Origin of the sequence: Nonomuraea sp. ATR24 (assembly GCF_041950485.1) — a bacterium.
Classification (GTDB): domain Bacteria; phylum Actinomycetota; class Actinomycetes; order Streptosporangiales; family Streptosporangiaceae; genus Nonomuraea; species Nonomuraea ceibae.
Window position 1 is genome coordinate 21,938 of record NZ_JBGNUU010000018.1, and the last position, 26,786, is coordinate 48,723.

General features: G+C 72.5%; 25 protein-coding genes and 1 riboswitch. Of the genes, 13 read left to right on the plus strand and 12 right to left on the minus strand.

Annotated features, from left to right (window positions below; translation table 11 throughout):
* Nucleotides 1–69: 69 nt before the first annotated feature.
* The 3 genes from ACBI99_RS33740 to ACBI99_RS33750 are packed head-to-tail and all read right to left on the minus strand — an operon-like array spanning nt 70 to nt 3,588.
* On the minus strand, nt 70–1,392 hold the full coding sequence (locus ACBI99_RS33740; RefSeq protein ID WP_375074308.1) for a formimidoylglutamate deiminase: 1,323 nt from the start codon (nt 1,390–1,392) through the stop codon (nt 70–72).
* Nucleotides 1,383–2,867, minus strand: coding sequence for an allantoate amidohydrolase (locus ACBI99_RS33745; protein WP_375074309.1), 1,485 nt, complete (start codon nt 2,865–2,867; stop codon nt 1,383–1,385). The genes ACBI99_RS33740 and ACBI99_RS33745 overlap by 10 nt, the downstream gene beginning before the upstream one ends.
* Nucleotides 2,868–2,901: 34 nt before the next feature.
* Nucleotides 2,902–3,588, minus strand: a complete 687-nt coding sequence (locus ACBI99_RS33750) for an SDR family oxidoreductase (RefSeq protein ID WP_219510419.1) — start codon at nt 3,586–3,588, stop codon at nt 2,902–2,904.
* A gap of 54 nt (nt 3,589–3,642) precedes the next feature.
* Here ACBI99_RS33750 and ACBI99_RS33755 point away from each other — a divergent pair, with 54 nt between their 5' ends.
* The 3 genes from ACBI99_RS33755 to ACBI99_RS33765 are packed head-to-tail and all read left to right on the plus strand — an operon-like array spanning nt 3,643 to nt 5,890.
* Nucleotides 3,643–4,182 carry a PadR family transcriptional regulator gene (locus ACBI99_RS33755; protein WP_219510418.1) on the plus strand — a complete coding sequence of 180 codons (540 nt, stop codon included), beginning with the start codon at nt 3,643–3,645 and terminating at the stop codon, nt 4,180–4,182.
* 8 nt (nt 4,183–4,190) lie between these two features.
* On the plus strand, nt 4,191–5,144 hold the full coding sequence (locus ACBI99_RS33760) for an ATP-binding cassette domain-containing protein (protein WP_357591250.1): 954 nt from the start codon (nt 4,191–4,193) through the stop codon (nt 5,142–5,144).
* On the plus strand, nt 5,141–5,890 hold the full coding sequence (locus ACBI99_RS33765) for an ABC transporter permease (RefSeq protein ID WP_375074310.1): 750 nt from the start codon (nt 5,141–5,143) through the stop codon (nt 5,888–5,890). Before ACBI99_RS33760 ends, ACBI99_RS33765 begins: the two co-directional genes overlap by 4 nt.
* Here the strand turns inward: ACBI99_RS33765 and ACBI99_RS33770 are convergent.
* The 6 genes from ACBI99_RS33770 to ACBI99_RS33795 form a co-directional block, all read right to left on the minus strand.
* Nucleotides 5,870–6,703, minus strand: coding sequence for a MurR/RpiR family transcriptional regulator (locus ACBI99_RS33770; protein ID WP_219510415.1), 834 nt, complete (start codon nt 6,701–6,703; stop codon nt 5,870–5,872). The two genes, ACBI99_RS33765 and ACBI99_RS33770, sit on opposite strands and share 21 nt — an antisense overlap.
* A 50-nt stretch (nt 6,704–6,753) precedes the next feature.
* Nucleotides 6,754–8,418, minus strand: a complete 1,665-nt coding sequence (hutU, locus tag ACBI99_RS33775) for a urocanate hydratase (protein ID WP_375074311.1) — start codon at nt 8,416–8,418, stop codon at nt 6,754–6,756.
* A gap of 54 nt (nt 8,419–8,472) precedes the next feature.
* Entirely contained in the window at nt 8,473–10,179 is a 1,707-nt protein-coding gene (locus ACBI99_RS33780) for an ABC transporter ATP-binding protein (RefSeq protein ID WP_375074312.1), read from the minus strand.
* A 250-nt stretch (nt 10,180–10,429) separates the two neighbouring features.
* Nucleotides 10,430–10,744 (minus strand): hypothetical protein, encoded by a 315-nt coding sequence (locus ACBI99_RS33785; RefSeq protein WP_375074313.1) that lies wholly within the window; start codon nt 10,742–10,744, stop codon nt 10,430–10,432.
* An 11-nt stretch (nt 10,745–10,755) separates the two neighbouring features.
* Nucleotides 10,756–11,511 (minus strand): hypothetical protein, encoded by a 756-nt coding sequence (locus ACBI99_RS33790; protein WP_219510412.1) that lies wholly within the window; start codon nt 11,509–11,511, stop codon nt 10,756–10,758.
* Nucleotides 11,512–11,556: 45 nt separating this feature from the next.
* Entirely contained in the window at nt 11,557–12,285 is a 729-nt protein-coding gene (locus tag ACBI99_RS33795; protein ID WP_246646142.1) for a FadR/GntR family transcriptional regulator, read from the minus strand.
* A gap of 75 nt (nt 12,286–12,360) precedes the next feature.
* Here ACBI99_RS33795 and ACBI99_RS33800 point away from each other — a divergent pair, with 75 nt between their 5' ends.
* The 7 genes from ACBI99_RS33800 to ACBI99_RS33830 all read left to right on the plus strand — a co-directional run bounded on the left by ACBI99_RS33800 (nt 12,361) and on the right by ACBI99_RS33830 (nt 21,399).
* A complete protein-coding gene (locus ACBI99_RS33800) occupies nt 12,361–13,731 on the plus strand; it encodes a glutamine synthetase family protein (protein WP_375074314.1) in 1,371 nt (456 codons plus the stop codon).
* Between the two features lie 2 nt (nt 13,732–13,733).
* Nucleotides 13,734–15,077 (plus strand): aldehyde dehydrogenase family protein, encoded by a 1,344-nt coding sequence (locus ACBI99_RS33805; RefSeq protein WP_375074315.1) that lies wholly within the window; start codon nt 13,734–13,736, stop codon nt 15,075–15,077.
* A gap of 3 nt (nt 15,078–15,080) precedes the next feature.
* The gene (locus tag ACBI99_RS33810; RefSeq protein ID WP_219510409.1) at nt 15,081–15,845 is read left to right on the plus strand and encodes a 3-oxoacyl-ACP reductase; all 765 of its coding nucleotides are present in this window, start codon (nt 15,081–15,083) and stop codon (nt 15,843–15,845) included.
* A complete protein-coding gene (locus ACBI99_RS33815) occupies nt 15,842–16,534 on the plus strand; it encodes a gamma-glutamyl-gamma-aminobutyrate hydrolase family protein (RefSeq protein WP_357591258.1) in 693 nt (230 codons plus the stop codon). Before ACBI99_RS33810 ends, ACBI99_RS33815 begins: the two co-directional genes overlap by 4 nt.
* 42 nt (nt 16,535–16,576) lie before the next feature.
* Nucleotides 16,577–17,548, plus strand: a complete 972-nt coding sequence (locus ACBI99_RS33820) for a LysR family transcriptional regulator (protein ID WP_308126019.1) — start codon at nt 16,577–16,579, stop codon at nt 17,546–17,548.
* Nucleotides 17,549–17,648: 100 nt separating this feature from the next.
* Nucleotides 17,649–19,961, plus strand: a complete 2,313-nt coding sequence (locus ACBI99_RS33825; RefSeq protein WP_375074316.1) for a M4 family metallopeptidase — start codon at nt 17,649–17,651, stop codon at nt 19,959–19,961.
* Between the two features lie 76 nt (nt 19,962–20,037).
* Complete coding sequence (locus ACBI99_RS33830) at nt 20,038–21,399, plus strand: M28 family peptidase (RefSeq protein ID WP_357591260.1); 1,362 nt, start codon at nt 20,038–20,040, stop codon at nt 21,397–21,399.
* 61 nt (nt 21,400–21,460) lie between these two features.
* Here the strand turns inward: ACBI99_RS33830 and ACBI99_RS33835 are convergent, their stop codons facing one another.
* On the minus strand, nt 21,461–22,294 hold the full coding sequence (locus ACBI99_RS33835; protein WP_375074317.1) for a hypothetical protein: 834 nt from the start codon (nt 22,292–22,294) through the stop codon (nt 21,461–21,463).
* Between the two features lie 92 nt (nt 22,295–22,386).
* Nucleotides 22,387–22,484, plus strand: a riboswitch (glycine riboswitch).
* A gap of 130 nt (nt 22,485–22,614) precedes the next feature.
* On the opposite strand from ACBI99_RS33835, the gene gcvT reads away from it, so the two are divergent.
* Genes gcvT through ACBI99_RS33850 form a run of 3 tightly spaced genes read left to right on the plus strand, consistent with a single transcriptional unit; the run spans nt 22,615 to nt 25,515 of the window.
* Nucleotides 22,615–23,700 (plus strand): glycine cleavage system aminomethyltransferase GcvT, encoded by a 1,086-nt coding sequence (gene gcvT / locus ACBI99_RS33840; protein WP_375074318.1) that lies wholly within the window; start codon nt 22,615–22,617, stop codon nt 23,698–23,700.
* Entirely contained in the window at nt 23,697–24,086 is a 390-nt protein-coding gene (gene gcvH, locus ACBI99_RS33845; protein WP_219510403.1) for a glycine cleavage system protein GcvH, read from the plus strand. Before gcvT ends, gcvH begins: the two co-directional genes overlap by 4 nt.
* Nucleotides 24,087–24,138: 52 nt before the next feature.
* On the plus strand, nt 24,139–25,515 hold the full coding sequence (locus tag ACBI99_RS33850) for an L-serine ammonia-lyase (RefSeq protein ID WP_375074319.1): 1,377 nt from the start codon (nt 24,139–24,141) through the stop codon (nt 25,513–25,515).
* A gap of 24 nt (nt 25,516–25,539) precedes the next feature.
* Here ACBI99_RS33850 and ACBI99_RS33855 read toward each other — a convergent pair whose 3' ends face one another.
* Together ACBI99_RS33855 and ACBI99_RS33860 are read right to left on the minus strand one after the other, a co-directional pair.
* Entirely contained in the window at nt 25,540–26,043 is a 504-nt protein-coding gene (locus ACBI99_RS33855; protein WP_219510401.1) for a hypothetical protein, read from the minus strand.
* Complete coding sequence (locus ACBI99_RS33860; protein WP_219510400.1) at nt 26,040–26,639, minus strand: DUF6286 domain-containing protein; 600 nt, start codon at nt 26,637–26,639, stop codon at nt 26,040–26,042. Before ACBI99_RS33860 ends, ACBI99_RS33855 begins: the two co-directional genes overlap by 4 nt.
* Between the last annotated feature and the right edge of the window lie 147 nt (nt 26,640–26,786).

Genomic DNA, 26,786 nt, shown 5'->3' on the forward strand with positions numbered 1-26,786 from the left:
TCATCGTCACCGTCATGCCGTCATGCCGTCATGCCGTCATCGCCGTCCCGCGCGGGTCGTCCCGCGCGGTCATCTCACGCGGCCGATCGCGTCGGCCAGCATCGCGCCGACGTCCCCCAGCTCGTGGCGGCCATCGGACACCACCCGGCGGCCCCCGGAGATCACCGAGCGCACGTCCGCCGCCGTCGCCGCGAACACCACCGCCTCCAGCCCGCCCGCACCCGCCGTACGCACCGAGTCCAGGCCCACCGTCACCAGATCCGCCCACGCCCCCGGCACCAGCAGCCCCGCCTCCGGGAACCCCAGCGACGCGTGCCCCGCCGCCGTCGCCGCGCCCAGCAGCTCGGCGGCGCTCCAATGGCCGCGCCGCTCCGTCGCCAGCCGCTCGTCCAGCTCGACCGCCCGCGCCTCCTCGAACAGGTCCACGACCGCGTGACTGTCGGACCCCAGCGTCACCGGCGCCCCCCGGTCGTACACCCTCCTCGCCGGCCCGATCCCGTCGGCCAGATCCCGCTCCGTCGTCGGGCACATGCACACGTACGTTCCCGACTGCCCGAGCAGCTCCACGTCCACCTCCGACAGATGCGTGGCGTGCACCGCCGTCGAACGCGGGCCCAGCGCCCCCTGCTCGTGCAGCACCTGCACGGGGGTCGCCGCGTACGTCTCCACGCAGGCGGCGTTCTCCGCCCGCTGCTCCGACACGTGCGCGTGCAGCGGAGCGGCGTGCCGGTGTGAGAACTCCACCACCACCGGCATCTGCTCCGGCGGCACCGCCCGCACCGAATGGATCGCCGCGCCGATCTCCACGTCCGGCTGACCCTCGTACGCCGCGGCCAGCTCCTCCGCCCGCACCGCCCACCCGTCGGCGTCACCGTCGCCGAACCGCAACTGCGCCCCCGCCAGCGCCCGCCCCGGCCCGCCCGCCACATAACAGGCGTCGATCAGCGCGATCCGCAGCCCCGCCTCCCGCGCCGCCTGCACCAGCGCGTGCCCCATCGTGTTCGGATCGATGTACGGCGTGCCGCCCGGGCCGTGGTGCAGGTAGTGGAACTCCCCCACACTCGTGATCCCCGCCAGCGCCATCTCGGCGTAGACCGCCCGGGCCAGCGCCAGATACGCGTCCGGATCCAGCCGCGCGGCCACCTCGTACATCTGGTCGCGCCACGTCCAGAAATCCCCCTTGCCGCCCTGTGTCACACCCCGCAACGCCCGGTGGAAGGCGTGCGAATGCGCGTTGGCCAGGCCCGGGATCGTCAACCCCGGCAGCCGGTGCGCGCCCCCGGGCTCACCCCGGCGCACCCCGACGATCCGGGCGCCCTCCACCTCGACCAGCACCCCGGCCGCCACGCCGTCGGGCAGCCAGGCCTGCTCGCACCAGTAGGTCAGCGGCACAGCTCCTCCAGCACGTTCGCGAGTGCGGCGACTCCCGCCTCGCAGTCTGCCTGCTCGGCATGCTCATCCGGGGCATGGGACACGCCGGTGGGGTTGCGCACGAACAACATCGCGCTCGGCACCCCGGCCACCGCCAGGATCCCCGCGTCATGCCCGGCCCCGGTCGCCAGCACCGGCACCTCACCCCCCACTGCCCGCCCCACCCGCTCCCGCAACCCCACATCGAACCCGACCAGCGGCGTCCAGGACTCCTCCCGCACCACCACCCCACCCCGCAAGCCCGACCCCTCACCCGGAGCCAAACCGCCCTCCTCGAAGCCCCGACGCTTCACCGAACCCACGTAACCCCCCGAGGAGCCCGCACCGCCGTACGGGGCTGCGGCCTCCCCCGAGGAGGAGCCACCCACCGAAGCCACCCCACCCTCCGGGACCGCACCGCCCTGGGAGGCCGCGCCCCCCGTGGAGGCCGCGCCGTACGGGGCCGGGGCCTGGCCCCGGACTGAGTTGCCCGGCGGGGGCTGGGGGCTGGGGGAGCCGTCTGGGGTGCGGGGTTCGGGGGGTTGGGGGGCGGCGGGGTGAACGGGCGGGGCGGTGAGGTGGTGGAGGTCGGCCACGAGGGCGCGGACGTCGGCCTCGGCGGGCCCGCGGGCGTCGAGCCAGGCGGACACGAGCCCCGGGACGGCGTTGGCGTTGTTGGGGGAGACGAGCACCTTGCCCACGGTGGCGACGACGCCGCGGCGGGCGGCGTGCTCACGGGCGGCGAGGACGAGGCGGGCCAGCGCGAGCATGGGGTCGTGCCGGTCGGCGAGCCGGGTGGTGCCGGCGTGGTTGGCCTGGCCGCGCAGGTCGAAGCGCCACCGCCCGTGGGGCCAGATGCCGCTGGCGACGCCGACGGGCCGGCCGTGTTCGACGAGTCCTTTGCCCTGTTCGACGTGGAGTTCGACGAAGACGCCGATGGCGCGCAGGGTCTCGGGGTCGGGGCCGAGGGCGCGGGGGTCGCGTCCGAGGCGGGTGAGGACGTCGGCGAGGGTGTCGCCGTGGTCGTCGGTGAGCCCGAGCGCCCGTTCGGGGGTGAGCGCGCCGGTGAGGAGCCGGGATCCGACGCAGGGGACGCCGAATCGGGCGCCTTCCTCGTCGGTGAAGCAGACGACGCCGAGGGGCCGGCGGGGCTGGAAGCCGCGGCGGCGCAGCAGGTCGATGGCAGCGAAGGCGGACACGACGCCGAGCGGCCCGTCGTAGGCGCCGCCCTGGCGGACGGAGTCGAGGTGGCTGCCGGTGACGACGCCGGGCTCGCGGGCGGGGTCGCCCCACCAGGCCCACAGGTTGCCGTTGCGGTCTTCGCGCAGGTCGAGCCCGCGGCGCGTGGCCTCGCCGGCGAACCATTCGCGCAGTTCCTGGTCGGCGTGCGACCAGGCGTCCCGTACGTAGCCTCCGGTGGCGGGGTCGCGGCCCACGCGCGCGAGATCTTCAAGCATGGGCCCACTGTAGTGAATGGATCCATTCAGGCGGTCAGGTGAGGGGTCCCGCGCTCGGCCGGAGGGTGAGTTCGGTGAGGTGCGCGTCGGGCCCGGCGGTGCAGGCGGCGTGGATGGCGCGGGCGACGCTCTGCGCGGTGAGGTACTTCTCGGGCTCGTACGCCCCGCGTTCCTGCTCGCGTACGCCGCGCTGCATGTCGGTGTCGATCCGCCCGGGGTAGACGGTGGTGACGCGCAGCTCGGGCTCTTCGAGGCGGAGCGCGTCGGCGAACGAGCGCAGCGCGAACTTGCTGGCCGAGTAGGCGGCCCAGCCGGGGTTGGCGCGCTGGCCGGCGCCGGAGTTGACGCAGATCACGTGGCCTCGGGCACGGCGCAGGGCGGGCAGGAGGAGCCGGGTGAGCTCGGCGACCGCGAACAGGTTGAGCTCCATCGTCTCGCGCCACACGGAGGCGGGCAGGTCGCCGATGCGGCCGAGCCGGGTGAGGCCGGCGCTGTGGACGAGCACGTCGAGCCGGTCGATCCCGGCGACGTCGGCTTCGGTGACGGAGGTCAGCTCGACCGGCCAGGCCCGCGCGCCGGGCAGCTCGGCGGCCAGCGCCGAGAGCGCGTCGCGGTCGCGGCCGCCGAGGATGACGTGGTGGGTCGGGGCGAAGGCCCGGGCCACGGCCGCGCCCACCCCGCGTGAGGCCCCGGTGACCAGGGCCGTCGGTCGTTCGCTCATGACGGGAAGCCTCTCACGCTTGACAGGCATTCAAATTTGAATACAAACTTGAATGTGTCCACAGCATCCACGACCCGCATCCTCATCCTCGGCACCCTCCTCGACGGCCCGCTCAACGGCTATCAGGTGCGCAGGCACCTGGAGACGTGGGGCACCGACACCTGGGCCAACGTCAAGTTCGGCTCGATCTACCACGGCCTCGGCAAGATGGCCGACGAGGGCCTGCTGGAGGTGGTCGAGGGCGGCAAGGGCGGTTCCACGGTCTATCAGCTGACGGAGGACGGCCGGTTCGAGTTCCACCGGCTGCTGATGCAGACCTGGCACGAGCTCCAGCCGATCGTCGACCCGTTCCAGGTGGCGGTCACGTATCTCGACCGGCTCGAGAAGTCCCAGATCCTGGCCGCCATGGAGAACAGGATCGAGCAGCTCAAGCTGGGCATCGCGACGACCGAGCGGGCGCTCGGCGCCAAGCAGCGTTACGGCGCCCCCCGCCACATCGACGAGAACCTCAAGCTCAACATCGGCACGCTGCGCGCGCAGCTCGAATGGTGCCAGCAGGCGATGCGGAAGGTGGAAGACGACGAGCTTCCCTAGGGAGAAGCATGATCATTCAGGCACATGGGTTAAAGAAGACCTTCACCACCAAGAGCCGCAAAGGACCCCAGACGGTCGAGGCCGTCCGAGGCGTGGACCTGGAGGTGAAGGCCGGCGAGATCTACGGCGTGCTCGGCCCCAACGGCGCCGGCAAGACCACGACGATCCGGATGCTCGCCACGCTGATCAGGCCCGACGCGGGCACCGCCACGATCACCGGCCACGACCTGCTCAGGGAGCCGGCGATGGTCCGGCGCAACCTCGGCTACGTGAGCCAGAACGGCGGCGTCGAGGAGCAGAACACCGCGCGGACCCAGATCGTCTTCGCGGCCAGGCTGTACGGGGTGCCGCAGCCGGAGAAGGCGACCGCCGCGGTGCTGGAGCGGTTCGGCCTGGCGGAGATCGCCGACCGGCCGGGCCGTACCCTCTCCGGAGGCCAGAAGCGGCGCGTGTCGATCGCCCTCGGCCTGGTCCACACGCCGCCGCTGCTGTTCCTGGACGAGCCGACCACCGGCCTCGACCCGCAGAACCGCGCCAACCTGTGGGACCGCATCAGGGAGTTGCGCGACGGCGGCACCAGCGTGCTGCTCAGCACCCACTATCTGGAGGAGGCCGACGCGCTCTGCGACCGGCTGGCGATCGTCGACCACGGCGTGGTCGTCGCCGACGGCACCCCGGCGGAGCTGAAGCGCGAGGTGTCCGGCGACGTGGTGACGCTCAGGCTGGCCGAGCCGGAGCGGGCCGCCGGCACGCTGGCGCCGCTGGCCAAGGACACCCGCGTGGACGACGACGTGCTGCGCGTGTACGTGGACGACGGCGAGCACACGCTGCCGGTGCTGCTGCGCACGCTGGAGGAGCAGCGGCTGGGCATCACGTCCGTCTCGCTCGACCGGGCGACGCTCGACGACGTCTTCCTGGCCAAGACGGGCCGGTCCCTGCGTGACACGGGGGTGGCCGCGTGATCAGGGACACCGCGCTCTTCCTGGGCCACGAGATGCGCGGCACGCTGCGCAACCCGATCTGGCCGCTGTTCGGCATCATGCAGCCGGTGATGTACCTGCTGCTGTTCGGCCCGCTGTACGCGGGCATGGGGGCCGGGGGCGACCTCGGCCGGGCGCTGACCTCGTTCGCGCCGGGCATGCTGGTCATCACGGCGCTGTTCAGCTCAATGGGCGTCGCGTACGGGACGATCTACGAGATGCGCAGCGGCGTGCTGGAGCGGATCGCGGTCACGCCGGCGTGGCGGCCGGCGATCGTGCTCGGCCGGATGCTGCGCGACGTGGCCGTGCTGATGGCGCAGTCGCTCGTGGTGATCCTCATCGCGGCGCTCATGGGCCTGCGCATCGGCGTGGCCGGGCTGCTGCTCATGCTCCTGCTGCTCGGCGTCACGGGGCTGTTCTCCTCCGGCGTGGCGTACGGGCTGGCGTTCGGCTTGAAGGACGAGAACGCGATGGGGCAGATCATGCAGTTCTTCGCGCTGCCGCTGATGCTGCTGTCGGGCGCGCTGCTGCCGATGGCGCTGGGCCCCGACTGGCTGGAGCGGGTCGCCTGGTTCACGCCCTTCTACCATCCGGTCGAGGCCGGCCGGGCGCTGTTCGCCGGTGACCTGACGGACCTGTCGATCCCGCTGGCGTTCGCCGTGATGCTGGGCCTGGCGGCGCTGACCGTCACCTGGTCAGTGCGCTCGCTACGACGGATCGCCGGTTAGGAACGTGCCGGTCTCGTCCGTCATCCGCTCGTACTCCTCCAGCCGCGCCTGGGTGCGCAGCGGCGCGGCGTCGGCCATGGCCTCCACCAGGGCCATCGCCAGGGCGAGCGGGGCGGCGTGCGAGTCGAACACGAGCCGGTCGCCGACGGGCGCGTCGAGCACCACCTCGGCGGGGAAGTCGGCCCGGTCGCAGATCGCCGCCACCCGGTAGCCGAGCTTCCCGGCGTACTCCAGCGCCTGCATGACCTCGGCCGGATAGCGCGGCAGCACGACGGCCACCAGCCATTCGGCGCCGGCCCGGCGCGCCGCGTGCAGCCCGTCGGCCAGCTCGGACCCGCCGTGGGTGAGCAGCCGGACGTCGGGGTGGATGCGCCGGGTGTAGTAGGCGAACGTGGTGGCGAGCCCCGCCGAGACCCGCAGCCCGAGCACGGGCAGCGGCTCGGCGGCGGCCAGCGACGCGCCGAGCTCCTTGAGCGGCAGGCTGCCGAGCCGGTCACGGACCAGCGACAGGTTGCGGATCTCCCGGTCGATGGCCCCCTTGATCAGGCTCTCCTGCGGCCGTTCGGCGGGGGCGCCGAGCACCAGCGGGCGCAGCGCCTGCCGCAGCTCCGGGTAGCCGGCGAACCCCAGCACCATCGCGAACCTGGTCACCGACGGCTGGCTCACGCCCGACCGTTCGGCCAGCTCGACGCTGGACAGGAAGATCGCCTCTTCGAGGTGCTCCGACAGGTAGTGGGCGATCCTGCGCTGCACCGGTGACAGCCTCCGGCCGTCGAGCAGCCCGTCCAGCCCGCCGTGGTATGCGCCCGTCACGCCTCCTCCAACACCGCGGCCACGGCAATCTCATCCCGTAACGGGAAAACTCACTTTCCCGCTTCGGGACGCTCGCGCATGGGGATGCGGACGCCCCGCTCGTCGGCCACTGCGGCCGCCTCCTCGTAACCGGCGTCGACGTGACGCATGACGCCGGTGCCGGGGTCGTTGGTGAGGACGCGGTTGAGCTTCTCCCGCGCGAGCGCGGTGCCGTCGGCGACGGTGACCTGCCCGGCGTGGATGGAGCGGCCGATGCCGACGCCGCCGCCGTGGTGGATGGACACCCAGGAGGCTCCCGACGCGGTGTTGAGCATGGCGTTGAGCAGCGGCCAGTCGGCGATCGCGTCGGAGCCGTCGGCCATCGCCTCGGTCTCGCGGTACGGGGAGGCGACCGAGCCGCTGTCGAGGTGGTCGCGCCCGATCACGACGGGCGCGCTGAGCTCGCCGGAGGCGACCATGTCGTTGAACCGCTCGCCGGCCCGGTCGCGCTCGCCGTAGCCGAGCCAGCAGATGCGCGCCGGCAGCCCCTGGAAGTGGACCTTCTCCCCCGCCTTCCTGATCCACCGGGCCAGCGGCTCGTTCTCGGGGAACAGCTCCAGGATGGCGCGGTCGGTGGCGGCGATGTCGGCCGGGTCGCCGCTCAGCGCCGCCCACCGGAACGGCCCCTTGCCCTCGCAGAACAGCGGCCTGATGTACGCGGGCACGAACCCGGGGAAGTCGAAGGCCCGCTCGTAGCCGGCCAGCTTGGCCTCGCCCCTGATGGAGTTGCCGTAGTCGAACACCTCGGCCCCGGCGTCCTGGAAGCCGACCATGGCCTCGACGTGCCGGGCCATCGACTCGCGGGCCCGGCCGGTGAAGCCCGCCGGGTCCTTGTCGCGCTCGCCGGCCATGTCCTCGAAGGCCACGCCGGACGGCAGGTACATCAGCGGGTCGTGGGCGGAGGTCTGGTCGGTCACGATGTCGATCTCGGCGCCCCGGGCCAGCAGGTCGGGCAGGGCGTCGGCGGCGTTGGCGACCACGCCGATCGACAGCGGGCGGCGCGCGTCGCGGGCCTCGTACGCCAGCTCCAGCGCCTCGTCGAGGGAGCCGGCGCGGACGTCGAGGTAGCGGTGCTCGATGCGGCGCTCGACCGAGCGCGGGTCGCAGTCGACGCAGATGGCCACGCCGCCGTTCATGGTGACGGCCAGCGGCTGGGCGCCGCCCATGCCGCCGAGCCCGGCCGTCAGCGTGATCGTGCCGGCCAGCGAGCCGCCGAACCGCTTGGCCGCGACGGCCGCGAACGTCTCGTAGGTGCCCTGGAGGATGCCCTGGGTGCCGATGTAGATCCAGGAGCCGGCCGTCATCTGCCCGTACATGGTCAGCCCGGCCGCCTCCAGCCGCCGGAACTCCTCCCAGTTGGCCCAGTCGGGCACCAGGTTGGAGTTGGCGATGAGGACGCGGGGCGCCCACTCGTGGGTGCGGAAGACGCCGACCGGGCGGCCGGACTGCACGAGCAGCGTCTCGTCGCCCTCCAGCGTGGTGAGGGTCCTGACCAGCGCGTCGAACGAGGGCCAGTCACGCGCCGCCCGCCCCGAGCCGCCGTAGACGACCAGCTCCTCAGGATGCTCGGCGACCTCGGGGTCGAGGTTGTTCTGGAGCATGCGGAGGGCGGCCTCCTGCGGCCAGCCCTTGGCGGTGAGCGTGGCGCCTCGCGGCGCGCGGACGGTGCGGCCCATGGTGACCCTCCTGAATGAACACATTCACCTTTGTCACCCGAAGAGTACAACGGCTCAGGTCACGAGGAACTGGGTGGCCGCGAGCTCCCGGTAGAGGCCGTCCTGTCCGACCAGCTCGTCGTGGGTGCCGACCGCGCGGACGCTGCCGCCCTCCATGACCACGATCCGGTCGGCGTTCGTCACGGTGGACAGCCGGTGCGCGATGACGAGCACGGTCGTCTCGGTCGCCACCTCGGCGATGACCTCGCGCAGCCGCAGCTCGTTGACCGCGTCGAGCTGGGAGGTGGCCTCGTCGAGCAGCAGCAGCCGGGGCTTGCGCAGCAGCGCGCGGGCGATCGCGACCCGCTGCCGCTCGCCGCCGGACAGCAGCACGCCTCGGTGGCCGACGGCGGTGTCGAGCCCGTCGGGCAGCCGGGCCACCAGGTCGTCGAGCCGGGTGCGGGCGACGGCGCGGTGCAGCTCCTCCTCGGTCGCGTCGGTGGCGGCGAACATCAGGTTCTCGCGCAGCGTGCCGGCCAGCACGGGGGCGTCCTGCTCGACGTAGCCGAGCGCGGCCCGCAGCTCGGCCAGCGGCCAGTCGCGGATCTCCCGGCCGTCCAGCGTGATCGTCCCGCCCTGGTGCTCGTAGAAGCGTTCGAGCAGGGCGAACACGGTGGACTTGCCCGCGCCGGACGGGCCGACGAGCGCGGTGAGGCCGCCGGGCGGCACCTCGAACGTGACGCCGTCGTGCACGACCGGCCGGTCCTCGCCGTACGAGAAGACGACGTCGTCGAAGCGGACGCCGAGCGGGCGCGCGTCGCTCGCCGGGACGGCGCCGACGGGCTCGCCGGGCAGGTCCTCGATCTCGCGGATGCGCTTCATCGCGGCCAGGCCCTGCTGGAGCTGGACGGCGCCCTCGACGAGCTGGCCGATCGGCGCCACCAGGTAGAACAGGTAGAGCAGGAACGCGATCAGCGAGGAGACCTCCAGCGTGCCCGCGGCGACGCGGGCGCCGCCGACGGCGAGCACGGCCAGGAAGGCGATCTGCACGGCCATCCAGGTGGCGACCCCGGCGAGCGAGGTCCAGCCCGCGACCTGGAGACCGCGGTCGCGGGCGCGTTCGGCGGCCTCGGCGACGACGCCGATCTCCCGCTCCTCGGCGCCGCTGGCCTTGACCGTGCGGTAGGACTGCAGCGCCCGGTCGAGGACCGCGCCCATCTCGCCCACGGCCTCCTGCGCGTCCTTCTGGGCCCGCTGGATCTTCGGCATGACCAGCCCGGTCAGCCCGCCGATCACCACGATCACGAGCAGCGTGACGAGCAGCAGCACGCCGTCCATCGTGGCCATCATGACGATGGCGCCGACCAGCATGAACACCGAGCTGACCGAGTCGACCACGCCGTTGGTCAGCACCGCGCGCAGCAGCGTCGTGTCGCCGGTCACCCGCGACAGCAGGTCGCCGGGCTTGAGCCGGTCGACGTCGGCGACCCGCAGGCGCAGCATCCGGTCGACCAGCCTGCGCCGGGCGCCCAGCACGATGCCCTCGCCGGTGCGCTCCATCAGATAGCTGCCACCGGCCGACACGACGGCTCCGACCAGCACCGCGACGGTCAGCCCGATGAGCGGCCCGGCCATGGAGGCGTTCTCGCCGAACGCGTCGACCACGTACTTGGCCAGCAGCGGCATCGCGAGGCCCGCCGCCGAGCCGATCAGGCCCAGCACCCCGCCCACGACCAGGATGCCCCTGTGCGGTCGCAGGTAAGCGAGCAACTCCTTGATCACGCGATCTCCTCTCGCGACATATCCCGAAAAAACCCAACGAACGACGGAACGGAATCCGCACCGGTCAACCTAAATTGACGACCAAAGTATGTCAACTTTGATTGACGACTCCTCCCTGAGGAGGAGAACACCCCCCACGGGAACGCGCGCGACCGGGACCGAGGAGAGGCGGGGACGGGGGCAGGGCAGAGGGCGGGGCCGAGGAGAGGCGGGGGCGGGGGGCGGAGCCGAGGAGGGGCGGGGCGGTGATCTAGTCGATGGCGGGGGTGTCGGGCCAGTCGTGGTCGGCGTCCCCGTCGTCGGCGCGCCGCAGCTTGACGTCCTCCACCCAGGCCGCGGCGAACCGCCGGACCGCCGGCCCGTCGCCGTGCGGCGCGTACTCGTCGTCGGGGATGAACTCGGCGTACTCCAGCCGCATGATCAGCTCGTCCAGGCCGAACGAGGCGTCGTGCGCCCGCGCGTGCGCCTCGAACTCGCGGAAGCTCCAGCGCCCGGCGAGCGCGGCCACGGTGGCCAGGTCTTCGGCGAGCCCGCGGTCGTGCAGCGCCAGCACCAGGGCCCCCACGCCGCCGGGGGTCACGGGAGCCGGCGGGCGCGGCGGGTGGACGGGAGGTCGTGACGGCCCGAGAGGAACTCCTGGAAGGCGATCTTGGCCCGGATGACGGGACGCCGCCAGCGCTCCTCGCGCCGGATCGCCCTGGCGAGCTTGCGCGGCGAGCGCCCGGCGAAGAACCAGTGCGCCCACGGCGAGCCGGGCCGGGCCAGCCGGACGACGCCGACCGCGAGCAGGATGGGCACGAACATGCCCACCATCCCGGTCCAGATCTTGCCCTTGAGCAGGGTGATGACGACCATGGCCAGGTGGGCGGCGATCAGCGGGACGGGGCTGATCGGCAGCGCGTAGTCCCAGACGAGGGGCCGCAGGCCGGTCAAGAGCAGGCCGGTGATCCCGACGGCGATGAAGACCGCGTCGACCGAGGTGCGGCCCTCCTCCTCCCAGTAGACGTCGTGCAGGTGCAGGATCAGCGCGAACTCGTCGAGCACGAGCGCCGAGCCCATGCCGAAGACGGAGGCGGCCACGGCGTAGCCGGTCTGGGAGCCGCCGGAGACGATCAGCCCGGCGACGCCGCCCACCAGCATGAGGATGACGCCGAAGACCACGTGGTGGATGTGCATCTCGCCCACGTTGACGTTACGGAACCAGCCGATCTTGGCCCGGATGAGCCGGACGTTGATGCGGGTGGCGATGAACGTGACGATGAGCGCGACGAAGAAGCAGAACAGCGGAAGCCGTCCTGTCGCGATGATGCTGTGCTCGAACCAGTTCGCCATGACCTTGAAAGAGACTCTACGAGCTCTGCCCGAGTGGAGTGTCCGTCAGGAGAGGAACGCCCGGAGAAGCGCGGCGGTGCCCTCCAGGTGTTCGGCGACCGCCCGGCGGGCCGCGTCCGGGTCGCCGGCGACGACGGCGGCCACGATGGCGCGGTGCTGCGTGGCGGCGTGGTCGAGGTTGACCTGGAGCATCGGGATGGCGTTGAGCAGGTCGGAGACGCGCAGCCGGGCGTCGGCGCAGGCGGCGGCCAGCAGCGGGGAGCCGGTCAGCTCGGCGATCGACAGGTGGAAGGCGGTGTCGAGGCGCCGGTAGTCCTCCAGCGAGGCCGCGTTCAGGTCGGCCAGCCGGCGTTCCAGCACGGCACGGCGGTCGGCGGTGAGCGGGGTCCCGGCGAGCACCTGGGCGGCGCCGCACTCGACGGCCATGCGGAAGGTGAGCGCGTCGGTCAGGTCGGCGGTGCCCATGTCGGCGACGACGCGGCGCAGGTCGCCGTCGGCGGGCCGGGGCGGCACGTAGGTGACGAACGCCCCGCCGTAACGGCCGCGCCGCACGTCGAGGTAGCCGGCCTCCTGGAGGGCGCGGATGGCCTCGCGCAGCGTGACGCGGCTGATGCCGAGCCGGACCGCCAGCTCGCGCTCGGGCGGCAGTTTCTCGCCCGGGGCGACCACGCCGAGTTTGATCGCCTGCAGGAGCCGTTCCACGGTCTCCTCGAAGGCGTTGCCGGCCCGCACCGGGCGCAGCACCGTCATCAAACGCGCCGACTCGTCCAACATGTCCTCAGGTCTTGACAGATGATCCCGCTATACACATCAATGGTCTGAGACTAGCCCAATCAACGGGAAAGCGGGATGGGCGTGAACGAGCGGGCCGGGTTCCTCGCCGTTGGCGAGCTGCGGGACGAGGTGGCCGCGGGGCGGATCGACACGGTCCTGCTCGCCGTCGCCGACATGCAGGGCAGGCTCCAGGGCAAGCGGCTGTCGGCCCGCTACTTCCTGGACGAGGTGCTCCACCACGGCTCCGAGGGCTGCAACTACCTGCTCGCCGTGGACGTCGACATGAACACCGTCGCCGGCTACGCAATGTCGTCCTGGGAGCGCGGCTACGGCGACTTCGTGATGAGGCCCGACCTGTCGACGCTCAGGCGCGTCCCCTGGCAGGAGGGCACCGCCATGCTGATGGCGGACCTGGCCTGGGAGGGCGGCGCCGACGTGACGGCCTCGCCGCGCCAGATCCTGCGCGCGCAGCTCGCCCGCCTGGCCGAGCGCGGCCTGTGCGCCCAGGTGGGCACCGAGCTGGAGTTCGTCGTCTACGACGACACCTACGAGGACGCGTGGCGGCGCGCCTACCGCGATCTGACGCCCGCCAACCTCTACAACGTCGACTACTCCCTGCTCGGCACCGCCCGCGTGGAGCCGCTGCTGCGCCGCATCAGGCTCGGCATGGAGGGCGCCGGCCTGTACGTCGAGTCGGCCAAGGGCGAGTGCAACCTGGGCCAGCACGAGATCGCCTTCCGCTACGCCGAGGCGCTCGTCACCTGCGACAACCACGCCATCTACAAGAACGGCGCCAAGGAGATCGCCGCCCAGGAGGGCAAGGCGATCACGTTCATGGCCAAGCCGAACCAGCGCGAGGGCAACTCCTGCCACATCCACCTGTCGCTGCGCGGCCTCGACGGCGAGCTCGTCATGGCGGGCGAGGGCCCGCACGGGCTGTCGCCGCTCGGCCGCGCGTTCGTCGCCGGTCAGCTCGCCTGCCTGCGCGAGCTCACCCTCATGTACGCGCCCAACGTCAACTCCTACAAGCGCTTCGTGCCCGGCAGCTTCGCGCCCACGGCCGTCAAGTGGGGTGTGGACAACCGGACCTGCGCGCTGCGCCTGGTGGGCCACGGGCCGTCGCTGCGGATCGAGAACCGGGTGCCGGGCGGCGACGTGAACCCGTACCTGGCGGTGGCGGCGATGGTGGCGGCGGGGCTGCACGGGATCGACGGCGGGCTGGAGCTGGAGGAGGCGTTCGAGGGCAACGCCTACGCCTCCGGCGCGCAGACGGTGCCCGCCACGCTGCGGGACGCGCTGGCGCTGTTCGAGGGGTCCAAGCCGGCCAGGGAGGCGTTCGGCGAGGACGTGGTGGCGCACTACGCGAACAACGCCCGGGTGGAGCTGGCCGCCTTCGACGCGGCGGTGACCGATTGGGAGCTGTTCCGAGGTTTCGAGCGGATGTGAGCATGCGGATCATCAATCCGGCGACCGAAGAGGTCGTCGCCGAGGTCGAGTTCGCCGGGGCCGCCGAGGTGGACCTGGCCGTGGAGCGTGCCAGGAAGGCGCAGGCGGCCTGGCGCGAGGTCGCGCCGGGAGACCGGGCGCGGCTGCTGCGCGCGTTCGCGGACGTGGTGGACGCGCACGCCGAGGAGCTGGCGCTGCTGGAGGTGGCCAACTCCGGCCACCCGATCGGCAACGCCCGCTGGGAGGCAGGGGCCGTCCGCGACGTGCTGCACTTCTACGCCGCCGCGCCGGAGCGCAACCACGGCAAGCAGATCCCGGTGGCGGGCGGCGTGGACGTGACGTTCCAGGAGCCGCTGGGCGTGGTGGGCGTGATCGTGCCGTGGAACTTCCCGATGCTGATCATGAGCTGGGGCGTCGCCCCGGCGCTGGCGGCGGGCAACACGGTGATCGTCAAGCCGGCCGAGTGGACGCCGCTGACGGCGCTGCGGCTGGCCGAGCTGGCGCTGGCGGCGGGGCTGCCCGAGGGCGTGCTCCAGGTGCTGCCGGGGGCGGGCGAGGTCGCGGGCGCCCGGCTGGTCGAGCACCCGGACGTGGCCAAGATCGTGTTCACCGGCTCGACCGAGGTGGGCAAGGAGATCGCCGCCAAGGCGGCGCACCACGTCAAGCGCCTCACGCTGGAGCTGGGCGGCAAGTCCGCGAACATCATCTTCGCGGACGCCGACCTGGAGAAGGCCGCCGCCGCCGCGCCGTACGCCGTCTTCGACAACTCCGGCCAGGACTGCTGCGCCCGCTCCCGCGTCCTGGTCCAGGCCGAGGTGTACGACGAGTTCCTGGAGCGCCTGTCACGGGCCGTGCTGGCCGTGCGCGTGGGCGACCCGCTCGACCCGGCCACCGAGATGGGCCCGCTCATCAGCGCCGAGCACCTGGCCAGGGTCAGCGGCTTCGTCGAGGCCGAGCCGTACCTTCAGGGCTCCTGCCCGCAGGGCAAGGGCTTCTGGTTCCCGCCGACGGTGCTGACGCCGGCCGTGACGGACCGGGCGTTCACCGAGGAGATCTTCGGCCCGGTGGTGTCGGTCGTCCCGTTCGCCGACGAGGCCGAGGCGGTGCGCGTCGCCAACGACACCCGCTACGGCCTGAGCGGCTCCATCTGGACCCGCGACGTCGGCCGGGCGCTGCGCGTGGCCAGGGCCGTCGAGGCGGGCACACTGTCGGTGAACTCCAACTCGTCCGTACGCCACTGGACCCCGTTCGGCGGCTTCAAGCAGTCGGGGCTGGGCCGCGAGCTGGGCCCCGACGCCCTGGCGGCCTTCACCGAGACCAAGAACGTCTTCATATCCACGGAGTAGCGCATGCAGCGTTTGCAGGACCGCGTCGCCGTCATCACCGGGGCCGGCAGCGGCATCGGCCTGGCCACCGCGCGCCGGTTCGCCCAGGAGGGCGCCCGCGTGGTGTGCGCCGACATCGACGAGGAGGCGGGCGTCAAGGCCGCGGCCGAGGTCGGCGGCCTGTTCGTCAAGGCGGACGTGACCAGCGAGGAGGACGTCGAGCGGCTGTTCCGCACGGCGTTCGAGACCTACGGCAGCGTGGACGTCGCGTTCAACAACGCGGGCATCTCGCCGCCGGACGACGACTCCATCCTGGAGACCGGCCTCGACGCCTGGCGGCGGGTCCAGGAGGTCAACCTGACCAGCGTCTACCTGTGCTGCAAGCACGCCCTGGAGTACATGCGCCGCCAGGGCAAGGGCTCGATCATCAACACGGCCTCGTTCGTCGCGGTGATGGGCTCGGCCACCTCGCAGATCTCCTACACCGCCTCCAAGGGCGGGGTGCTGTCGATGTCGCGCGAGCTCGGCGTCCAGTTCGCCCGCGAGGGCATCCGGGTCAACGCGCTGTGCCCGGGGCCGGTCAACACGCCGCTGCTCCAGGAGCTGTTCGCCAAGGACCCGGAGCGCGCCCAGCGCCGCCTGGTGCACGTGCCGATCGGGCGCTTCGCCGAGGCGTCGGAGATCGCGGCCGCGGTGGCGTTCCTGGCCAGCGACGACGCCTCGTTCATCACCGCGTCGCAGTTCCTGGTCGACGGCGGCATCTCCGGCGCGTACGTGACGCCGCTGTGAGCCGTCCGGTCATCGGCGTCACCTGCTACGTCGAGCCCGCGCGCTACACGGTGTGGGAGACGACGGCGGCGCTGCTGCCGTACGCGTACGTGGAGCAGGTCGTGCGGGCGGGCGGCCAGCCGGTCGTGCTGCCGCCCGCCGGCGCGCCCGCCGGGCTGGTCGCGCGGCTGGACGGGCTGATCGTGGCGGGCGGCGGCGACATCGCCCCGGCACGCTACGGCGCGCCGCAGGACGAGCGGACGGGATACGTACGGGAGTTCCGCGACGAGGCGGAGTTCGCGCTGCTGGCGGCGGCGCTGGACGCCGGGCTGCCGTTCCTGGGCGTGTGCCGGGGGCTCCAGGTGCTGAACGTGGCGCTCGGCGGCACGCTCCACCAGCATCTGCCTGATGTCGTCGGGCACACCGGCCACTCCCCCGCGCCGGGCGCGTTCGGGTGGTCGCCGGTCCGGCCGGTGGCGGGCAGCCGGGTGGCGAAGGCGCTCGGCGACGGCCCGGTGGACGTGCCGCACTATCACCACCAGGCCGTGGACCGCCTGGCGGCCGGGCTGGCGGTGACGGCCACGGCGGACGACGGCACGGTCGAGGCCGTCGAGCTGGACTCCCGTCCGTTCGCCGTGGCGGTCCAGTGGCATCCGGAGGCGGCCACGGGATGCGAGCTGTTCGAGGCTCTGGTCGCGGCCTGTCCCTGATTGGGCCTTACTGGAAAGCTTCTTTACTTTTAAGCTCGAAGCGTGGAACTCGAGGTGCGCCACCTCCGGGTGCTGTGCGCGATCGCCGACACCGGCAGCATTTCCCGCGCCGCCGGCGCCCTGGGGATGTCCCAGCCCGCCCTGGCCGCCCAGCTCCAGCGGATCGAACGACGCCTCGGCGGCACGCTGTTCGAGCGCGGGCCGGACGGCGCGACGCCCACCCCGCTCGGCGCGTGGCTGCTGGTCAGGTCGCGGTCGCTGCTGCCCGCCTTCGAGGAACTGGAACGCGACACCCTGCGCCGCGCCGAGGCCGCCGGGCACGCCCGCATCCGGGTCGGCTGCGCGCCCACCCGGCTGGCGATCTACGTGGCCAAGAGCCTGCGCACGCTGCTCCCCGACGCCGACGTCAGCCTGCGCACCGAGCAGTCGCTGGACCCGCTGCCCGGCCTGCTGGCCGCCGAGCGGATCGAGCTGGCCACGCTGGACGACTACCCGGGGCACGAGCTGTCACCGCCGCAGGGCGCGGTCTACGCGGTGGTCGCCACCGAGCCGCTGTTCGTTGGCCTGGCGCACGACCACCCGCTGGCCGCGCAGGAGGAGGTGGAGCTGGCCGACCTGGCGGACGCCGACTGGGCGCTGCCGCCGCTGATCGAGGCGGGCCCGCGCGAGCACTTCTGGGCCGCCTGCGCCGAGCGCGGCTTCGAGCCCCGCATGTCCTACGGCGTCAACCTCGACGTGGCGCTCGACCTGATCTCCGAGGACCGGTGCGTCGGCCTCTTCCAGGCGACCGCGCCGCCCCGGGGCCGGGTCACGCTGCGCCCCCTGGCCGGGACCCCGCTGCGCTTCCGGCACCTGCTGGGCTGGTCGGCCCGCGGCCCGCTCGCCGCGACCGCGGCCGACCTGGTCCAGGCCGTGCGGAAGACGTACTGGGCGGAGTCGGTGCGGGCGCCCGCCTATCGGGCCTGGTTGAAGCGCCACGGGCCACTTGATCATGGCCATAGCGTGACGTTATAGGAAAATGTTGGGTACCAGTTTTCGTACTGGCGGTGGCATGGTTTGAGTGACCCCAGCCGGCCGGGGCTCTTCCACTCCACACCCCCGTAGGAGCCAGAGAGTGAACCCCAGACTCAGGTTGGGGGCTGCCGCCACGCTCGCGTTAGCCCTGATCACCAGCACGCTCGCGGGCGCCACCAGCGCCCAGGCGATGCAGGTGGCCGATCCCCCCGGTCCGGACGAACGCCGCAACGCGCTCACCACCGCGACCAGCCTCATGCTCGCCGAGCCGGCGGCGCTCAAGGCGGCGGCGCAGGACGAGTTCACGCTCTCGTCCGCCGTCACCGGCGTGCGCGGCCTGCAGTTCCTCACCTACTCCCGGACCCACCAGGGCCTGCCCGTCTACGGCGGCGACGTCGTCGTGGGCACCGACGAGTCCGGCGCGGTCGTCAACACGGTCACCACCGGCCAGCGCGCCACCATCGACGTGAGCGTCAAGGCGCGCGTCACCGCGGCCGCCGCGGCCGTCGCCGCCAGGAAGCACCTCGGCACCGAGGCGGCCAGCGTCGCCACGCCGAAGCTCGTCGTGCACGCCGCCACCGCGACGCCCAAGCTCACCTGGGAGGTCGTCGTCACCGCCGCCGACCGCCCGAGCATCCTGCACGTGTTCGTGGACGCGCGTACCGGCAAGGTCGTCGACTCCTGGGACGAGGTCAGGGCGGGCACCGGCAACGGCCACCACGTCGGCACCGTCTCCATCGACACCACGCCGTCCTACACGATGCGCGACCCGAACCGTCCCGGCGTGCAGTGCGGCGGGCAGAACGGCCAGCCGTTCACCAAGACCACCGACACCTGGGGCAACGGCAGCGGCACCAACATGGAGACCGCCTGCGTGGACGCCCTCTACGGCGCCCAGAAGCAGTGGGACATGATGCGCGAGTGGCTCGGCCGCAACGGCGTCAACGGCTCGGGCGGCGGCTACCCGGCGCGCGTGGGCCTGTCGGCGGTCAACGCCTACTGGTACGGCTCCTACGCCAACTTCGGCCGCAACCAGGCCGGCAGCTCCCAGCTCACCTCCATCGACGTGGTCGCCCACGAGTTCGGGCACGGCGTCTTCCAGTTCTCCGGCGGCGGCGGCGCCGGCAGCGGCAACGAGGCCGGCGGCCTGAACGAGTCGACAGGCGACATCTTCGGCGCCCTGACCGAGGCGTACGCGAACAACGCCAGCGACCCGGCCGACTACCTGGTCGGCGAGAAGGTCAACCTGGCCGGCAACGGCCCGATCCGCAACATGTACAACCCGCAGGCGCTCAACCACCCCAACTGCTACAGCGCCCAGATCCCGAACACCGAGGTGCACGCCGCGGCCGGGCCCCAGAACCACTGGTTCTACCTGGTCGCCGAGGGCACCAACCCGGCGGGCAAGCCCGCCAGCACCCGCTGTGACGGCGGCGGCGCGATCACCGGCATCGGCATCCGCAAGGCCGGCGAGATCTTCATGACCGGCCTCAACGCCAAGACGCAGCCGTGGACGCACGCCAAGGCCCGCGTCGCCACGCTGAACGCCGCCAGGACGCTCTACACCGGCTGCGCCGAGTACAACGTCGTCAAGGCCGCCTGGGACGGCATCAACGTCCGCCCGCAGGCCGGCGAGCAGCCCTGCAACCAGGGCAACGAGTTCTCGATGACGCTGAACCCCGCCTCCGGCAGCACGCAGCCGGGCGGCACGGCCACCACGACCGTCAGCACGACCGTGACCAGCGGCTCGGCGCAGTCGATCACGCTGCGGGCGAGCGGCCTGCCCTCGGGCGTCACCGCCTCCTTCAGCCCGGCCACCATCCAGGCCGGCCAGAGCTCCACGCTCACGCTGACCACCTCCGCCAACAGCCCGCAGGGCGCCCACGCGATCACCGTGACGGCCGACGGCGCCGACGTGGACCGGACCGCGACCTACAACCTGCAGCTCGGCGAGGTCGCCGACGACTTCTCTGTCACCGTGACCCCGTCCTCGGCGTCGGTGCAGCCGGGCAGCTCCGCCACGACCACGCTGGCCACCCAGATCACCTCGGGCGACGCGCAGAGCGTCGCGCTGACGGCGAGCGGCGCGCCCGCCGGCGTCACCGTGACCTTCAGCCCGCAGACGATCAACTCCGGCCAGTCGTCCACGGTCACGGTCGCCACCACGGCGAACGTCACGCCGGGCACGTACCCGATCACGCTGAACGCCGACGGCGCCAGCGTCGACCGCACGGCCACGTTCACCCTGACGGTGGGCAGTGACCAGGGCGGCGACGCCTGGGCTCCGTGGACCCCGTACGCGGCCGGGGACGTCGTCACCCACCAGGGTTCCAGCTACCGATGCCTCCAGGCGCACACCAGCCTCCCCGGCTGGGAGCCGAACCTGGTGCCTGCTCTCTGGCAGCGGATCTGACCCCTCAAGACCGGGCGGCCACGCCGGGGTGGCCGCCCCCCTTTTCTCAGACAGGCGGGACACCGTGAAACTCACCATGGGCGCAGTCGCGACGCTCGCGCTGACGCTGACCTTCTTACAGCCGCAGACGGCGAACGCCGTCGCGGAGACCGCCCCGGACATCCCGATCTCCAACGTGACGGCGCATCTGGCCCAGTTCCAGCAGATCGCCAACGCCAACGGAGGCAATCGGGCCTCGGGCCGGCCGGGCTTCACCGCCTCGCTGAATTACATCAGGGGCAAGCTCGACGCGGCCGGGTACACCACCCGGGTGCAGAGCTTCAGCGGCGGCAGCAATCTGATCGCCGATTGGCGAGGCGGTCCGGCCGGCCCGGTTCTCATGCTCGGCGCGCACCTCGACGGCGTCAGCGCCGGAGCGGCCATCAACGACAACGCCTCGGGCTCCGGGGCGCTGCTGGAGGTCGCGCTCACGCTGGCCGCCAGGAACCCGACGCTCACCAAGCACGTGCGTTTCGGCTGGTGGGGCGCGGAGGAGCAGGGCCTCGTCGGCTCCCGCTACTACGTGCAGAACGGCGGCGCCCAGGGCGTCGAGGCGTACCTGAACTTCGACATGATCTCCTCCAGGAACGCCGGCTACTTCGTCTACGACGACGACGCCACGCTGCGGCAGGCGTTCACCGAGTACTTCACCTCGATCGGCGTCCAGCCGGACCCCGACCGCGAGGGTGACGGGCGCAGCGACCACGCCTCGTTCAAGAACGCCGGGGTGCGGGTCGGCGGCCTGGCCACCGGAGCGGGCGCGATCAAGACGGCGGCCCAGGCGGCCAAGTGGGGCGGCACCGCGAACGCGCCGTTCGACAGCTGCTACCACCGGGCGTGCGACACCTACCCGGCCAACGTCAACACCACCGCGCTCGACCGCAACACCGACGCCATCGCGCACGCGCTGTGGAAGCTCGCGGTCGGCTCGGAGAACCCGCCCGCCGACGACTACACGATCTCGGTGAACCCGGCGTCGGCGTCGGTCGACCCGGGCGGCACGGCCACCACGACCGTGAGCACCCAGGTCAGCTCCGGGCAGGCGCAGAGCGTCACGCTCTCGGCGAGCGGCGCGCCCGCCGGCGTCAGCGTCACGTTCAGCCCGGCGACGATCACCGCGGGCCAGTCGTCCACGGTCACGATCGCCACCACCGCCGGCACCGCGCCGGGCACCTACCCGATCAGCGTCAACGGCGACGGGGCGAGCGCCGACCGGTCGGCCTCGTTCTCGCTCACCGTGGCCGGCGACACGGGCGGCGGCACCTGGGTGGCGTACACCTCGTACGCGGCCGGGGACGTCGTCACCTACCAGGGCGCCAGCTACAGGTGCCTGCAGGCGCACACCAGCCTGCCGGGCTGGGAGCCGTCCAACGTGCCCGCGCTGTGGGCGCGCGTCTGATCACTCCTGGACACCGCGTGCGGGCCGCCTCTGCCATGACCGGCCCGCACGCGGCCACCACCTAACCGACCGGCTTCAGGACGTCCTCCACCACGACGGCGTCCCCGTAGGCGGCCGCCAGGCGCTCGCGCTGCTCGGGGGTGGCCAGCCACATGGTCACCTCCACCCGGTTGCGCGTCTCGCTGGTGGCGGCCTCCAGCACGCCCTTCTCGTCCATGACCCGCTCCTGGATCCCGTAGAGCTCGGCCCGCGTCCGCTTCGCGCCGGTGACGCAGAGCGCGCCGCCCCACACCTCCCGGATCCACGCCTCCCGGCCTGACAGGTCGCCGGTGAAGGCCAGGTTCAGCACGACGTCGCGGGCGTGGTCCTCGCCCTCCTCCGGCGGGTCCGGGTCGAGCCGGTCGATCCACGCCCCGGCGAACTCCTTGGCCGATCCGGCCCTGGCGATGGCCTCGTTCATGGCGTCCGGCGTCGTCCTGGCCGGGTCGACCGGCTTCCAGCCGCCCTCGGGCGCGGGGCACGGCGTCCCGATGCGGTCCGGCCGGTCCGCTCCCCCTTCGGCAGGGCGCGGCGGCTCGGTGAGCGTGAGCCGCGCACCGTCCCAGGTGCCGGTGACCACGTACAGGCCCCAGCGGGTGCTCGCGGCCGACTCGTGGCGGACCTTGCTCCAGTCCCAGCCCACCACGTCGGGGCCGCCGCACTGGGGCGGCATCGACTCCAGCAGCGCGCGGCACATCTGCGGGCCGTGCGTCCCGTCCTCCAGCACGGTCACCGTCGCCGTGTAGCGCGGGGGCGGCCCGGTGGGCCCGGTGGCCCCGGTGGGCCCGGCGGGCGCGGCGCCGCCCTGGGCGCCGCAGGCCGCCAGGCCCACCGCCAGCGCGAGGAACGCGGTCATCCGTCTCATACCTCTACGACGGGTACGGCGTCCGCCCGGTTCAGGGCGCGACAACACCGCCGTCACCCCACTAGGCTTGCGGACATCACCGACGAAACCGTGCGGGAGAGCGCCCTGACAGCCGGTCAGGGCCCCTGAAGGAGCAAGCCCTCCCCGCGAACCTCTCAAGGCAAAGGACCGCACGGCCGAGGTGACCTCTGGAAAGCAGGCCGGTGGGCCTCGCCGAAGGTGAAAGTCCGGCAAAACCCGGGCGAAGCTCTCAGGCATCGATGACAGAGGGGGAGGATGCTGGCATCCGACTCTGCCCTGAGGTGCGACCCATGTCCCGACCGACACCGCTGCGAGACGTCCACGAGGCTCTCGGCGCCACGCTCACCGACTTCGCCGGCTGGCTGATGCCGCTGCGCTACGGCAGCGAGTCCGCCGAGCACAACGCGGTCCGCCAGGCAGCCGGGCTGTTCGACCTCTCCCACATGGGCGAGATCTTCGTGACCGGCCCCCAGGCCGCCAAGGCGCTGGACTACGCGCTCGTGGGCCACCTGTCGGCGCTGGCGACGGGCCGGGCCCGCTACACCATGATCGTGGACGAGCGCGGCGGCGTGCTCGACGACCTCATCGTCTACCGGCTCGGGGACGAGGAGTTCATGGTCGTGGCCAACGCCTCCAACTACCCGAAGGTCGACGCGGAGCTGAAGAACCGCGCCAAGTCGTACGACGCGGTGGTCGAGGACCGCTCCGAGCAGTACGCGCTGATCGCGGTGCAGGGCCCGCGCGCGCAGGAGATCCTCGCCACGCTCACCGACGCCGACCTGGCCGGGCTCAAGTACTACGCCGGCCTGCCCGGCGTCGTCGACGGGCGCCAGGCGCTCATCGCCCGCACCGGCTACACCGGCGAGGACGGCTTCGAGCTGTTCGTGGCCAACGAGGACGCCGTGCCGCTCTGGCACGCCCTGACGTCGGCCGGAGCGCCGTACGGGATCAAGCCCGCCGGTCTGTCCAGCCGCGACACGCTCCGCCTGGAGGCGGGCATGCCCCTGTACGGCAACGAGTTGAGCGCGGAGCTGACCCCGTTCGACGCGGGGCTGGGCAGGGTGGTGAAATTCGACAAGCCGGGCGACTTCGTCGGCAGGTCGGCGCTGGAGGCGGTCAAGGACACCGCTCCCGCGCGCCGGCTCGTCGGCCTGGTCGCGCGGGGCCGCCGGGTGCCCCGCCACGGGTACCCGGTCACCAAGGACGGTGCCGTCGTCGGCGAGGTCACCAGCGGGGCGCCTTCCCAGACCCTGGGCAAGCCCATCGCGCTGGCGTACGTCGACACCGGGGTCAGTGAAGGTCTGGCCGTGGACATCCGGGGCAGCCAAGAACCTGTGGACCTGGTTGAGCTGCCCTTCTACAGGAGGAACAAGTGAGCAACATCCCTGACGACCTGAGCTACACCAAGGAGCACGAGTGGGTTGCCGGGATCGACGACGGGATCACCGTCACGATCGGCATCACGGCGTTCGCCGCCGAGGCTCTGGGTGACGTCGTCTTCGTGCAGCTCCCCGACGCCGGGTCGGTCATCGAGGCGGGCGACTCGGTCGGCGAGGTCGAGTCGACCAAGTCCGTGAGCGAGATCTACAGCCCGGTCGGCGGCGAGGTCGTCGAGATCAACCAGGCCCTGGTGGACGACCCGTCGCTGGCCAACAGCGACCCCTACGGCGACGGCTGGATGTTCCGGGTGCGCGTGGACGGCGACCCGAAGGACCTGCTGACGCCCGAGGAATACACCGCCCTCACCTCGGGCGACTCCTGACAGCACCGCCGGGGCCCGGTAGCGGGCCCCGGCCCTCCCGAAAGGCGCGTCAATGGCGATCAGCGTCTTCGACCTCTTCAAGGTCGGCATCGGCCCGTCCAGCTCCCACACGGGCGGCCCGATGGCGGCCGCGCACAAGTTCGCGCGCGGCCTGAACGACGACGGCCTGCTGGAGCGCACCGCGCGCGTCGAGGCCATCCTGTACGGCTCGCTCGGCCTCACCGGCAAGGGCCACGGCAGCGACAAGGCCGTCCTGCTCGGCCTGTCGGGCGAGAAGCCCGAGCTGGTGGACGTCGACAGCATCGACGAGCGGCTGGCCGCCATGCGCGACTCCGGCACCGTCACGCTGTACGGGGTCCGCGAGATCCCCTTCGTCGTGGGCCAGGACCTCGTCTTCGAGCGGAAGATCTCGCTGCCCGAGCACCCGAACGGCATGCGCTTCACCGCGTTCGACGATTCGGGCGCCAAGCTGCGGGAGAAGGTCTACTTCTCCGTCGGCGGCGGCTTCGTCGTGGACGAGAAGGCCACCGGGGCCGACCGCATCAAGCCCGACGACACCGTGCTGCCCTACCCGTTCACCACGGCGGAGGAGCTGCTCAAGCACTGCTCCAACACCGGCCTGTCGATCTCCGCGCTCATGCTGGAGAACGAGAAGGCGTTCGGCCGCTCCGAGGCCGAGATCCGCGCCGGCATCCTGCACCTGTGGCAGGTCATGTCCGACTGCGTCCAGCGGGGCATCTCGCAGGAGGGCGTGCTGCCCGGCGGCCTGAAGGTCAAGCGCCGGGCCAACCGCCTGCACCGGCGGCTGCAGACCGAGTCGGCCGAGCGCGACCCGCTCCAGGCGATGGACTGGGTCTCCCTGTTCGCGCTGGCCGTCAACGAGGAGAACGCGGCCGGCGGCCGCATCGTCACCGCCCCGACCAACGGCGCGGCCGGCATCATCCCCGCCGTGCTGACCTACTACTCCCGCTTCACCCCCAACGCCGACGACGAGGGCGTGGTCCGCTTCCTCCTCACGGCCGCCGCGATCGGCGTGCTGTTCAAGGAGAACGCCTCCATCTCCGGGGCCGAGGTCGGCTGCCAGGGCGAGGTGGGCTCGGCCTGCTCGATGGCCTCCGCCGGCCTCACCGAGGTGCTGGGCGGCACCCCGGAGCAGGTGGAGAACGCGGCCGAGATCGGCATCGAGCACAACCTGGGCCTGACCTGCGACCCCATCGGCGGGCTGGTGCAGATCCCGTGCATCGAGCGCAACGCGGTGGCCTCCATCAAGGCCATCACCGCCGCCCGCATCGCGCTGCGCGGCGACGGACGCCACCACGTGTCGCTGGACAAGGCCATCAAGACCATGCGCGACACCGGGCGGGACATGCTCGACAAGTACAAGGAGACCTCGCGCGGCGGCCTCGCGGTCAACGTCATCGAGTGCTGAGCGCGTGATGACCGGCGCGGTCGTTCAGCGCCGGACGTGGATGCGGACGACGGCGCCGAGGTCGTCGTCGCGCACCTCGCGGCGGATGCGGCTGACGATCTCGCGGTCCAGCTTGGCCACGACCGCGCCGACGTCCGTGGCGGCCGGGCAGGTCAGGCCGATGCGCAGCCTGGCCCCCTCGCCGACGACCCGCACCCCCGCCCTGGCCAGGCCGTCGACGTCCTTGAGCCCCACGCAGAGCATCGCCGTCCCGGTGCCCGACCGGGAGCCGTAGCGCCCCCAGCCCAGGCTCAGCAGCAGCCAGCGCAGCGTGACCAGGGCGAGCACCAGCAGCACCAGCGCCACCACCCACAGCGCCCACGGCTGCTCGGCCAGCGCCCGCGCGGTGCGCTCCGGCAGCACCTTGGCCTTCGGCGGCAGCCCCGCCAGCTTGTCGTGGCCGCGCAGCCAGGCGTAGCCGCCCGCCACGAGCAGCACCGCGCCGACGACGGCCAGGCCGATCCGGTTGCCCGCGTACTGCCGCATCACAGCCCCCTCCTGCGCAGCCGCACCACGACCTCGCCCGCGGCCAGCGTGCCCACGCCCGCCAGGCGGTCGCCCACCGCGTTGCCGACCTGCCTGAGCATCGTGCCCGAGCTCTCCCCCTCGGTCACGACGGTGACCTCGATGCGCCGCCTGCGCAGCCGTACCTGGGCCCGGCGCACGCCGTCCACCTCCTGGGCGACGGCCCGCAGCGTACGGCGCAGGCCCGAGCGGGTGATGCCGATGACGATCAGCGGGTCGGTGGTCTCCACCGGGACCAGCCGGGAGCGGCCGGGCAGCAGCGCGAGCAGCAGCAGCACCGCACCCGTGCCCGCCAGCGCCACCGCGACGGCGTCCAGCTCGCTCCAGGAGGAGGCGGACGCCAGCTCGGCGGCCTCGTTGACCGGCACCCAGCCGAGCGGCCGGCCCATCAGCGACGCGACCACCTCGGCGCAGGTCAGCCCGAGCGCGGCCGTCAGCACCAGGGCCACGGCCACCGCGGCGGGCGTGCGCGCGGGTCTGAGCACCCGGTTGGACCTGCGGAGCGGGGTGTCCTGCGCGGCGACGGCCGCACCGGGCAGGATCTGCTGGAGCGTGGTCATCACAACGACCAGAGGTACACGGGTCCCCGACCGGCTCGACCGCGCCCCCGCCGCCCGTTTGCAGGATCATTACGGGCCCGGCGATCAATGGGCGGATATGCCGTGGTTGCCCGCCGGGGGCGCGCACCCCTGCCGTGCCCGTTTTAC